Source organism: Xenorhabdus beddingii, assembly GCF_002127545.1.
Classification (GTDB): Bacteria; Pseudomonadota; Gammaproteobacteria; order Enterobacterales; family Enterobacteriaceae; genus Xenorhabdus; species Xenorhabdus beddingii.
Map to the genome: position 1 here is coordinate 33131 of NZ_MUBK01000023.1, position 12840 is coordinate 45970.

Annotated in this window: 9 protein-coding genes; 6 read left to right on the forward strand and 3 right to left on the reverse strand. The window is 44.9% G+C overall.

Features of this window, described 5'->3' with window-relative positions:
• Positions 1-25: 25 nt before the first annotated feature.
• Together Xbed_RS13560 and Xbed_RS13565 are read left to right on the forward strand one after the other, a co-directional pair.
• Positions 26-781: an N-acetyltransferase gene (locus Xbed_RS13560; RefSeq protein WP_086113442.1), complete on the forward strand. Its 756-nt coding sequence runs from the start codon at positions 26-28 to the stop codon at positions 779-781.
• Positions 782-873: 92 nt separating this feature from the next.
• Positions 874-1722, forward strand: a complete 849-nt coding sequence (locus tag Xbed_RS13565; RefSeq protein WP_086113443.1) for a GNAT family N-acetyltransferase — start codon at positions 874-876, stop codon at positions 1720-1722.
• 66 nt (positions 1723-1788) lie between these two features.
• On the opposite strand, the gene asd is transcribed toward Xbed_RS13565, so the two are convergent.
• The 3 genes from asd to Xbed_RS13580 all read right to left on the reverse strand — a co-directional run bounded on the left by asd (position 1789) and on the right by Xbed_RS13580 (position 3779).
• The gene (gene asd / locus Xbed_RS13570) at positions 1789-2904 is read right to left on the reverse strand and encodes an aspartate-semialdehyde dehydrogenase (RefSeq protein WP_086113444.1); all 1116 of its coding nucleotides are present in this window, start codon (positions 2902-2904) and stop codon (positions 1789-1791) included.
• Between the two features lie 467 nt (positions 2905-3371).
• Positions 3372-3512 (reverse strand): type B 50S ribosomal protein L36, encoded by a 141-nt coding sequence (ykgO, locus tag Xbed_RS13575; RefSeq protein WP_086113445.1) that lies wholly within the window; start codon positions 3510-3512, stop codon positions 3372-3374.
• A 12-nt stretch (positions 3513-3524) separates the two neighbouring features.
• Positions 3525-3779, reverse strand: a complete 255-nt coding sequence (locus Xbed_RS13580) for a type B 50S ribosomal protein L31 (RefSeq protein WP_086113446.1) — start codon at positions 3777-3779, stop codon at positions 3525-3527.
• Positions 3780-4150: 371 nt separating this feature from the next.
• On the opposite strand from Xbed_RS13580, the gene Xbed_RS13585 reads away from it, so the two are divergent.
• From Xbed_RS13585 to Xbed_RS13600, 4 genes are all read left to right on the forward strand, one after another.
• A complete protein-coding gene (locus Xbed_RS13585) occupies positions 4151-4777 on the forward strand; it encodes an NfeD family protein (protein ID WP_086113447.1) in 627 nt (208 codons plus the stop codon).
• A 154-nt stretch (positions 4778-4931) separates the two neighbouring features.
• Positions 4932-7121 (forward strand): flotillin family protein, encoded by a 2190-nt coding sequence (locus tag Xbed_RS13590; protein ID WP_244182495.1) that lies wholly within the window; start codon positions 4932-4934, stop codon positions 7119-7121.
• Between the two features lie 59 nt (positions 7122-7180).
• A complete protein-coding gene (locus Xbed_RS13595) occupies positions 7181-12118 on the forward strand; it encodes a DNA repair ATPase (protein ID WP_086113448.1) in 4938 nt (1645 codons plus the stop codon).
• A gap of 117 nt (positions 12119-12235) precedes the next feature.
• Positions 12236-12802, forward strand: a complete 567-nt coding sequence (locus Xbed_RS13600) for a rhomboid family intramembrane serine protease (protein ID WP_422641362.1) — start codon at positions 12236-12238, stop codon at positions 12800-12802.
• Positions 12803-12840: the final 38 nt, after the last annotated feature.

Genomic DNA, 12840 nt, shown 5'->3' on the forward strand with positions numbered 1-12840 from the left:
GCACAAAATCCCAAGAGGCAATATTATGCTCAAACGAATAAACTCCTTTAATGGTTATATATCAAAAAGATTATTTCAATCACCATCATTCAACATTCTTCCTCCCGATAATATATTAAATATCAATATCAATCATAACAATCCCAGATTAATCAATGGATATATTCCTGCGGTCAAAGAAGTAGAACTTAACGAAGCGATAAGTTCTGTATCACAACTTCATCATTCAATCCTTAACGATGGATGGTTTAATCATATTCTGGACATTGATAATCAAAAAGAAACCCGACAGGAAATCAGAAATAAAACAGGATTATGGAATATGAGGTGCCATACAACCAATAAAATGCTTGTAACAATGACAGAGAAATTTAACAAAAACCACCTGGATAAAAAAGATCAATATTGTGATACATATGCTTATTTTATTCTTTATATTGACAGAATACCCATCGGTGCGATGTTATTCAAAGGCTATACTGATGAATCAATCGTTTACCCCGAAATTGAACTTCTGGTCACTCATCCGGGAATTCAGAATTGTGCATATTTATTGATGGAAGCGGCGGTCAATAAATCCTATCAGATAGGATGTATAGGAAACGTAAAACTTTTAATGGCTGAAGAAGAGTTATATGGGTATGTTTATGCCAGAATGGGGTTTACGCATTGGACTTGTAATGAACTGATCCTGATCCCCTCCCAGAGCGATGTGTGGATTTTTACTCCCCCTCATGGAGGGTATAGGTTCAAAGGAACTTGCTTAAAAAGCATTGATTAACTGACTCATTCATCACAATAAAAAGAGATTGATACGCTTTACAAGGCACCAAATTGACCTAGACAAAACCATCATCTTAAGAGAATTTTATTATGTTAAAAAGAACACCCTCCTGGAATACGGGTATACAGAGAACCCCATCAGAAACGTTATCTCGTTCACGATCTTTTCATACCTTACCACCCGATAATACAAACAGCTTTAATGATTATATTCCCAAAAGAATAAGTTCACTTAATGTATTCACTCCAAGAAAATTAGTTAAATCAAAATCATTTAATAGCCTCTATCCAGATAACCTTAATTTTCCCCCACACAGATCAATTGATAGATATGTACCTGTAATTAAAAAAGTTGATTTGCAAGAAGCCAGAAAAATCGTTGATAAAATTTATAATTCAATTGAAGAAGATGGCTGGTTTTCCCATATTGAAGATATTGATAATGATAGACAACACCTGGAGAAAAAGGCAAATAAGACACCTCAAGACTTATGGAATTTAAGATGCTGTATTACTAAAAGCATGTTAATCCATACGAAAAATGTTATTAAAGAATCCAATGAAAAATTCGGGGTAAATAAAAATGACGCCTATTTTGTTTTATACATCAATAGAACACCAATAGGGATAATGACTCTTATATATTATGCTGAAACCCCACCGTACTACCCTGAAGTTAGTTTAATCATTACCCACCCAGGGATAAGCAATTGTGCCAGCTTATTAATAGAAAAAGCCGTTAATATATCTTATGAAATGGGTTTTCATGGAAAACTAAAAATCATTACGGAATCCTCTGAATTACCCTCTAAAGTTTATAATAGGCTAGGATTCATCAATGGTAACAATCGTGGAGAAATGCTATTAAACCCCAATGAAAACAAGTTTTGGGCTTTCTATCCAAGCCATGACGGTTATCAGTTTATAAGCCATTATTAAAATAATGCCGCCAACATCCCTCTATTGGCGGCCTACTTTAAATAATCCAATCGTATTGGATTATTCCTACAGCAAAATGCGCAGCATACGGCGTAGAGGCTCTGCCGCTCCCCACAGTAGCTGATCGCCGACAGTAAAGGCAGACAAATATTCCGGCCCCATATTCAGCTTACGCAGACGGCCAACCGGTGTATTTAACGTACCCGTCACCGCCGCCGGGGTTAACTCCCTCATGGTCAATTCACGATCATTCGGTATCACGCGAACCCAATCATTATGGGAAGCCAACAACGTTTCAATTTCATGAATCGGAATGTCTTTTTTCAATTTCAGGGTAAACGCCTGACTGTGGCAACGCAGGGCACCAATGCGAACACACAAGCCATCAATCGGAATGACATTATTGCCCGTATGCAAAATCTTGTTAGCTTCCGCCTGACCTTTCCACTCTTCCCGGCTCTGCCCATTCTCCAACTGCTTATCGATCCACGGGATCAGACTTCCCGCCAAAGGAACACCAAATTGATCCGTCGGCAATGCACCGCTGCGGGTAAAATCCGTGACACGTTTTTCAATATCCAAAATCGCAGAAGCCGGGTTCTGTAACGCCCCGGCCACCTGATTATGCAGCATTCCCATTTGCACCAGCAATTCACGCATATGGCGGGCACCGCCACCAGAAGCCGCCTGATAAGTCGATACCGACGCCCACTCAATCAAATCATGGGCAAACAACCCTCCCAGTGACATCAGCATCAAACTCACGGTACAGTTACCGCCAACAAAGGTTTTGATACCTTGATTCAGGCTATTCTGAATATGTTGATGGTTAACGGGATCAAGAATAATGACAGCATCATCATTCATGCGCAGAGCTGAAGCGGCATCGATCCAATATCCCTGCCAGCCAGTTGCTTTCAGTTTGGGATAGATTTCATGGGTATAATCTCCCCCCTGACAACTAATGATAATATCCAGTGCACGCAGTGCCTCGATATCAAAAGCATCCTGTAAAACACCTGTTTTTGCGCTATTTATTGTAAACTGCGGGGCCGGTAACCCGTGTTGGGAAGTTGTGAAGAAAACCGGATTTATTGCGTCAAAATCCCGTTCTTCCATCATACGTTGCATTAATACTGAGCCGACCATACCGCGCCAGCCGATAAAACCTACACTTTTCATCCTGTTTACCCTGTCTTGAGAGAAGTTAATCAGACACATTGATTCCACTAAAGCTGACAAAATATGACGAAAGGTGCAAGTATATTTATGAACTGTAGCACTAGCATTTCTGCATGGATGCGCTTACCGTTTTTAAACCATATTGTTTTTAAAGCATATTGCTTTTAAAGCATATTGCTTTTAAACCACATTGAGGTATCCCCTTCCATACGGGTATCCGAATTTATATCTTGATTAGCGCCAATACCTTTATGAGCAATACCTTTATGAGGTTGGTAACTTGCAGCCACTTGATTAAAATTAATAGGAATTATTCAATTAATTATCCATTTATTATTAGAACAAAATATCAAAAACAAACAAGCTAAAAAAATGAATGAATCGAGGATTGGATTATTATGTAATTTTTTTATATTAATTAGATAGATCACGATAAAAAAACCTACAGTAAAACTGTAGGCTTTTAATCAGTGTTTCTTTTTCTTCCCCTGAACGGCCTTAAAGCGCGGGTTAGATTTACAGATAACATACACCCGACCACGGCGGCGAACCACCTTACAATCAGGATGTCGTTGCTTTGCGGTTTTCAACGAACTTAATACTTGCATGAACAATCCTTTTTATTTACAGGCCAAAAAGCGACCAAATTTTTTCTGGAAACGAGCGGTGCTCCCTTCTTGCGATAAGACTCTTTGTTTACCCGTATAAAAAGGGTGTGATTCCGATGACACTTCAATCATGACATAAGGGTATTCATTCCCCTCCAGCGTGATGCTTTTTTGGGTGTAAATTGTTGATCCGACTTTAAAATAAGTATCAGTACTGGTGTCGTGGAACACGACAGTCCGATAATTTGGATGAATGCCTGATTTCATACGCTCTTCCGAATAATGTAATAATATAACATTACAATAACTCAGCTTTCGGCTGATGACAACTCCCTTCTGATACTTTCTATACTGCCCGCTACCCCGTAGAGTGATCAGCACTCAAATACTAACAATAGGTAATATTTATAATTAAATAATTTTATTTATAAATAGTTAATTGGCTTGTGATTAATAAATCAGATCCTTCCTCAATCCCTTAAAACAGCCATTATCCATGAGCCACATCCTAAATTAGCATTATCTCATCATTGCGATAAGACGCCCAAAAAGCCCTCTTTTCCCCTATTAAGTTATATTAAAAACTGGTTTAATTAAGTATTATTTAATAATCATAGTCATCTTGAGATAGCATTCTAATGGAGCTTTTCTTACAAAATTGTTTGGCCTTTCCGGTTGTTATTTTCAGTGGCTTATTATTAATTGTTTTATTTTATTGGATATGTGCCGCCTTTGGTTTGCTCGATATTGATATCCTGAATATGGATGTGGATAGTTTCGATGCCTCTTCTCTGGCTGGCTGGTTAACAAAACTCGGCTTAACCGGCATTCCCGTCACTGTCATTATTACGCTGATTACGCTGATAGCCTGGCCTTTAAGCTATTTCAGCATGCATTTACTGCTCCGTTTCATTGAAACCGATGTACTTCGTTATTTACTTGGAACCTTCACTTTCTTTGCCGTGAGTTTCATCGCCTTATTACTGACGGCAATGTTATTGCGTCCATTACAACCGAAACTGGCAAAACTCAAACACACCAACAGCGCCGATAACCTGATTGGCAAAACTGCCGAAGTCCGTTCTCCCAGAGTGACTGAACAACGGGGTGAAGCCCTGATGGAAAACCACGGCGCCAGTTTAATCTTACAAGTGCGGGCACCAGAAAGAGACGGTATTACTCGCGGCGACCATGTGGTGCTGATCAGCTACGACGCAGCAACCTACAGTTATACCGTTGTCAGCGAAGACGAATTTAAGCGGTAACGGCTGATTTGCCGCCGCTTAACGTTAAATCACTATCGTAAACCTTGCTATCTGACATGCCTCACTCAACATTTCAGTCATGGATGAATAGCAGCTTAAATTATGGGTCACTGACGCCTTCCCCGTTAGCCCCAAAATTAAAATGGAGAAATATATGTCAGATATTGCCTTGGCAGATTTCATGCCTTTTTTAATCATCGTGGCGATGATCATTATCGTCATTCTGGGTTTTTTTGGGCTTTTTAAAGCATTTTACATCAAAGTCCCCCAAGGAACGGCGCTGATCGTCAATGATATGTCCGCCCAGCCGAAAGTACATTTCACGGGTGCGCTGGTCTATCCGGTAATTTACAAAAAAGAATTCATGCGCATTTCCCTGCTGACGCTGGAAGTTGATCGCCGGGGTAAAGATGGCCTGATCTGTAAAGACAACCTGCGTGCAGACATTACCGTAGCATTCTACCTGCGGGTGAATGAAACCACCGAAGACGTGCTGAAAGTGGCGAAATCCATTGGGGTAGAACGAGCCTCTGACCATAACTCGGTCAATACTCTGTTCAGTGCCAAATTCTCAGAAGCCCTGAAAACCGTAGGTAAACAGTTCGAACTGTCAAAATTGTTCGAAGACCGCCAAAACTTCCGTGACCGCATTGTTGATGTCATCGGTAAGGATCTGAACGGCTATGCGCTGGAAGATGTCGCTATCGACTATCTGGAACAAACGCCGAAAAACTCGCTGGACCCGAACAATATCTTTGATGCGGAAGGCATCCGTAAAATTACTGAGATCACCGCGATCCACAATATTGAAACCAACCAAAAAGAACGTGATCAGGAACTGGCTATCCAGAAGAAAAATGTGGAAACCCGCGAAGCCAGCCTGGCTTTGGAACGCCAGCAAGCAGACGCGGAAGCCCGCCAGAAACGCGAAATTGAAAGTATCCGCGCCCGTGAATCGGCTGAAACGCTGCGTGTACAGGAAGAAGAGCGCTTGAAAGCGGAACAGGCTCGTATCCAAACCCAGCAGGAAATTGAAATCCGCGAAGAAAACCGTCTGCGTGAAGTTGAAGTCGCACAACAAAATCGCTCCCGTGCCGTCACCATTGAGATGGAAAAAGTCATTCGCGCGCAGGAATTGGAAATTGTTTCCCGGGAACGTGAAGTCGAACTTCAGCGCATTGATAAAGAAAAAGCATTGGAAGAAGAGCGTAAAAATATCTCCAACGTCATCCGTGATCGTGTCGCTGTAGAAAAAACCGTGGCTCAGGAAGAAGAGCGCATCAAAGAAGTACGCATGGTTTCAGAAGCGGATCGCCAGAAACAGATCACCATTATTCATGCACAGGCCAAAGCAGAACAAGAGCTGGTTCGTCAGGTGAAACAGGCCGAAGCGGATGAAAACAGCGCCAAGTTCAAGGCACTGGAAATCAGTACCATGGCACAAGCAGAACTGGAAGCCGCCGCCAAACAGTCAGAAGCGAAAAAACGCATGGCTGAAGGTACTGAAGCAGAAGAGGCCGCATTAGGTCTGGCTGAAGCCCGTATCCGTCAGGCCAAAGCTGAGGCGGAAGAGAAAGAAGGTCTGGTACAGGCAAATATCATTGCGGAAAAACTGCTGGCAGAAGCCCGTGGGACACAAGAAAAAGGGTTGGCGGAAGCACGGGTCATGGAAGCCCGGGCCAATGCATCTGAGAAACAAGGTCTTGCTGAAGCAAAAGTACTGGAAGAGAAATTGACAGCACAGGCGCGTGGTGATGAGCAACAAGCCAACGCCAAAGAAAAATTGGGGCTGGCAGATGCCAAAGTGCTGGAAGAAAAACTGGTGGCACAAGCCCGTGGTGAAGGTCAGTTGGGGACAGCACAAGCCGAAGTTATCCGCCAGCGCCTGAAAGCAGAAGCGGACGGTCTGACCGACAAATTCACGGCGATGGGCAATCTCAACGATACAGCGCGCGATCATGAAGAGTTCCGTATGCAGCTTGAGAAAAACTTCGAACAAGCAATGTCTTCCATTGCCGCCAATAAAGAGATTGCCAAAGAGCAAGCGGAAGTTCTGGCCGCCGCACTTAGCAAAACCAACATTGATATCGTGGGTGGTGACGGCAGTTTCTTTAATACCTTCTCCAAAGCGCTCAGTGTGGGCAAGGCCATTAATGGCGTAGTAGACAAAAGTCCCTTGGTAAAAGAGGCGGTGCAGAAATTACTGGCTGGAAAAGGGGAAAAAGAAGTTGGGGAGCAAAAAATAAATCTCGATTCACTCCTGCAAAACCCGGAAGTGCAGTCTTTGGTCAAGCTGTTTGGTTCAAATAAAAAGCGCCATAACCAAGACAATATCGAAGAGTGATATCCAGAATAACGTCATTAAAACCCATCTTGAGCAAGAGCAAGGAAACGTGATACGCCATGTCAGATAGCCAAGTGAATAATCGTGCACAGGAATTACTGGATAATGCCGTCGCGGAAGGCGGAGCCTACGATATCTTACGCAATCGCCTGTCTGAGCAAGGCCAGCAGTTACATGAAAAAGCCAGCCTGCTTAACACCCGCCGTCTGGACGAGTTTGGCAAAAACCAGACTGACATTATCGGGCGTATCCGCATTCGCACAGAAAACAACTGTGTTGCCCGCGATATCGTCCGCGTTGGCGATTGGCTACTGTTTGGCTATAACGTATTCCTTGGCTTGAAAAAAGAGACGCGGGTTGAAGATGTCTTTTCCCTGTATAAGCTCAAAAAAGACCATGACGAATATGATGTGGAATCGGTCCCACTGACAGGCACATTTCTCAATATCCCCCATTTTGTGCAGGATTTCAGCGAACTTTACACTTACTATAAAAATACCCAATTGCTGGGGCTGGTCGAACGCGACGGAAAACTGCTCGCCAGCTTCCAGATTGGTGAACGAATCACGGATATTCGCGTATTTCGCTGGGCGATTTCCAGCGACAAAACAGAAATAACCTATATTGATAATCGTGGTGAACGCGATATCGCCCTGCCCCCTGCCTATGATTTTGAATGGCAGAAAACCACGCGGGAAAATACCGTGAACGGGCGTTATCCACATATGAACATTCTGGATACGGTGTTTGTGGAAACCATTGGCGGCGATCTGACGATTAAATGTGAAAACAATACCGAAGATGGTCTGGGGATCTACCGAGAAGCGGTGCTGGATAAAACCCAATCACTGGATGATGCTCAAATTGAATATGCCCAGACCGGTAGCCTGATCCTGCTGAAAATCCTGCCTTACCGTGAAGAAAGCTGGCGTTATCTGGTCTATAACACTCTGGCCCAAAGTGTACAGCGCATTGATGCCATCGGGCTGGCCTGCATTCAGTTACCGGAAGATCACGGTATTATTTTTCCCGGCGGTTATTACTTACAAAGCGGGGAATACAAAACGTTTGATCAATCCATGGATGGAATGCGCTTCCGCCGTGTTCGCCGCTCCCCAAACGGGGAAGATGTGATGTACATCTTCTACGAACCCAAATTGGGTCGTCTGGCTCTGTTTAATTACAACCTGATCGAACGCAAGCTACAAAACCCACTGTTTGGTCACGGTTATGCCATGCTGGAAGATGGTCAGATGGTGCTGTTTGAAGGGCAATCAGAAGAGCCGACCCGTATCCACCCGATGCAAATCTGGCAAACCCCCTTCTATTCTGATGAGTATGCCGCCCGCCAACCGGCAAGAAACAGCTTCTTAGGCCGCATCGGTAATGCCGAGCTGGTACGTGGTATTTCTGACCTTTACCATATCGCCAAAGAAATAGAACAACAGCAGGTATCTTCCCTGCTCTACGAAAAACTCTGCCAAGATGCCAGGCGTCTGGTGGACATCTATTATTGGCTTAATGACAAACAGAGCCTGAATATCTCTGGGTTGCTGAAAGAGATCGCCAATACTGGTGAAAAGGTATTGGATGAATACGAAAAAGTAGAAAGCATCCGCCGCCAGTCTGTTCGTGCCATGAATGAAGCAACGTCGAATCAAAAAGCGTTGTTGTCTGCAATGCTGCCGGAGAGCTGGACAGAAACTCAGCAATTTATTGAAGCCTTAAACCGCTTGAGCATCCAGCGTGGTCACTTAATCACGCTGCGCGATCACCGCTATATTGACCTGTCCCATCTTGATGAAATGGAAACGCAACTGGTTGACAGCCAACAGCGTATTTCGCTGGCAACCGCCGAATTTCTTGCCAGCGAAAAAGCCCTACAGCCATTTACCCAGCAATTACAACAACTGGACAAACAGGTTCAGGCGGCGACCAACCGCGCCCAGCTCACCGAACCGCTGGCGGGTATGGAGAAAATGTCCACCGATCTGGATATGCTGTCCAACTTGATGGCTTCGCTGAAATTCGAAGACACCACTCAGCAGACCCACATCATTGAGTCGATTTCCGAGATTTATGCGCTATTGAACCAAGCACGCGCGCGACTGCAACAACGCCGCAAGGAGCAGGGTGCGGTTGAGTCCGTTGCGCAGTTCGGCGCGCAATTTAAATTATTCAGTCAGGGGATCACGAATGCTCTGGCCCTTTCCACCGATCCAGAACGTTGTGACGAACAGCTCTCCCGCCTATTGGTACAACTGGAAGAGCTGGAAACTCAATTCAGCGATCACGATGCGTTCTTGAATGACATTCTGGACAAACGTGAAGAGTTGCTGGAAACCTTTGAAGCTCACAAGCAGTCACTGCTGGATGAACGTCAGCGCAAGGCTCAGAATTTACAGGTGGCAGCAGAACGTCTGTTGGACAGCATCAGTCGCCGGACAGCAAAATTTTCGTCCCTTGATGAACTGAATGCCTTTTTTGCTTCCGATACCCTGTCGCTGAAAACTCGCGAACTCATTGAACGCTTGCGGAAACTGAAAGACAGCGTAAAAGCGGATGATATCGATGCCAAATTCAAGGCAGCACGAGATCAGGCCATTCGTAGCCTGCGGGATAAGACAGAAATCTATGAAGATGGCGGCAACGTTATCAAACTTGGTCCACGCCACCGTTTCAGTGTCAATACCCAAGAACTGGATCTCACCATCCTGCCACGGGGCGATCGCCTCTATCTGCACCTGACAGGCACCGATTATCAGGAACCGATTGATAGTCCAGAACTTGAATCCCTGAAACCTTATTGGTCAATTGCCCTCGAATCGGAATCACCACAGGTCTATCGTGCAGAATACCTTGCTTATTCCCTGATTTACGCAGCAGGCAAAGAGCATGATGGCCTGACACCGGATAGCTTGAACTCCTTGTTAAACCAGCCGGACATGCTGGAAAAAGCCGTGCGTGAATTTGCCGCCCCTCGCTATAAAGAGGGCTATGAAAAAGGCATCCATGACCATGATGCGGTGGCGATCCTGCGTAAATTAATCCCTGTGGGGGAAGGTGCTGACCTTTTACGCTTCAATCCTCATGCCAGAGGGATCGCAGTGCTTTTCTGGGAACACGTTCAACGCGAGGAACAGCCGGCATTGTGGCCTGAACGCGCCCGTACCTGTACCCATATTTACCAACTTTTCCGCAATGATGCCGGTTTACTGGATCTCCAGGCAGAAATAGAAGCGGAGATCAGCCTGTTCCTTGAGCGTCACCCCATCAAGTGTGAACCTTATCAACAAACCCAAGCGGCGGAATACCTGAGCCTGGCACTTAGCCGGCCCCATGTGGAATTCAGTTTCAGCAAATATGCACGTAGCTTATTGGAAGGGCTACAATCTAAACTGGAAAAAGCCCATATGTGGGGAGATTTCAACCACTCCCAGCACAACCTCGGCCAACGTTTCGCCCAGCGTTGGATGCTGGTGGAAAACTGGCTGAAAGGTCTCTGTTCCCTGTCAGAATTTGCCCCTCTGAAAAGCTATATTTCAGAAGCTGTCGCGCTGGTTTTATTGGAAAAAACACTTCATGCCCATTTTAGTGAGGTGGACCTGCACTTTACCGTCACTGATTTGATTGGCGAGCACCCTTCCATCGTCAACCAAACACTGACGCTGAGTATTGATGACTATTTCTGCCGGATGCGTAGACAGCGTAAGGTATTTATTCCTGCTTATCACCATTATCAGGCATTGCGCCAAGACGTTCTGAATCAGCAGAGAAAAACGCTACGCCTACATGAATTCAAGGCACAGCCACTCAGTTCCTTTGTACGCAACAAGTTGATCAACGAGGTTTACCTGCCACTGATTGGCGACAACCTGGCTAAACAGATCGGTGCCATTGGGGAAGGAAAACGAACAGATCTTATGGGGATGTTATTAATGATCTCCCCGCCCGGCTACGGCAAAACAACATTGATGGAATATATCGCCAGCCGCCTTGGGTTAATCTTCATGAAAATCAACGCGCCAGCATTGGGGCACGATGTTTTGTCACTCGACCCTGCCCAAGCGCCAAACGCCACCGCGCGTCAGGAGTTGGAAAAACTGAATCTGGCGCTGGAAATGGGCAATAACGTGATGCTGTATGTCGATGATATCCAGCACACCCATCCTGAATTTTTGCAGAAGTTTATTTCCCTGTGTGATGGTACACGGCGTATTGAAGGGGTTTGGAAAGGGCAAACCAAGACCTACGATATGCGCGGCAAAAAATTCTGCGTTGTGATGTCAGGCAACCCTTATACCGAATCTGGCGAGCTGTTTAAAATCCCCGATATGCTGGCAAACCGTGCTGATATCTATAACCTTGGTGAAGTATTGGGGGGTATGGAAGACACCTTCACGCTGAGTTATATCGAAAACAGCCTGACATCGAATCCGGTGCTGGCACCGCTGGCATTGCGAGACATGAATGATCTGTATCTGTTTATCGATAAAGCGATGGGCAAACCTTTCTCCAGCAATGGCCTGAGCTATCCCTACAGCGAAGCAGAGATCACTGAAATTGTGGCGATCCTAGAACACCTGCTGATGATACGGAATATCGTATTTAAGGTGAACCAGCAATATATTGCCAGCGCCGCGCAATCCGATAAATACCGGTCAGAGCCACCGTTCAAGTTGCAGGGAAGCTACCGCAATATGAATAAACTCAGCGAAAAAGTTTCTGCGGTGATGAATAAAGAAGAAATACGCCGCATTATTGATGATCATTATTTGGGTGAGGCTCAATTACTGACAAGTGGTGCCGAAGAAAACCTGCTCAAACTGGCAGAAATTCGCGGCACAATGACAACAGAAGAGGCGCAACGCTGGCAGCAAATCAAACGTGACTTTATGCGGAATAAAGCATTGGGCGGTGATAATGCTGATGTAGGTGATCGCGTTGTCGCCCAACTCGCAGATTTGGTTGAAAGTGTTCAGGCGTTGAAGAGCTGAAGCCATTGTTTTCTCCCGTTGAGCAGAAACCAATTTCTGGCTGTCAATTGAACGGAATAGAAGGCAAAATATCTTAGCATTCCCAATTGGTTTGATATTTTCAACAGGGGGACAATGATGACAGTATGGTTTAAGCAGCGCCTTTATATCCTAATAGGATTAGCATCAATACTTATCATTATTCAATTAATCAATACGTTAACCGGTTATGCATTAAACAACTTCGGCATTATTCCCCGCTATGCCCAAGGGCTGATCGGTATTCCTCTATCCCCTTTCCTGCATGGCAGTTGGCTGCACTTGTTCAGTAATCTCCCGGTCTTATTGGTACTCAGTGCATTGCTAATGACCCACTCCATTCGTTATTACGTGCTCGCCAGCTTGTTTGTTATCTTTTTGGAAGGCACGCTGGTCTGGTTATTTGGCCGTACCGCCATGCATGTTGGTGCCAGTGGCTGGATTTTTGGCTTGTGGGGGTTATTGCTGGCTAATGCTTACTTCCTGAGGAGAGGCAAAGATCTCTTTTTTGCCATTCTGGTGGTTCTCTATTACGGAGGCGCTGCCCTCGGTTTGTTCCCCTGGCAACAGGGTATCTCAACGGAAGGACACATTTTCGGCGCTATCGCCGGGCTGGTTTTCTCTTGGCTGACCAAGAAGTGGATCATCACGGCTCGTGATTTTTAATCAATAGGACATTTTTAATTTAAAATCAATAATAAATA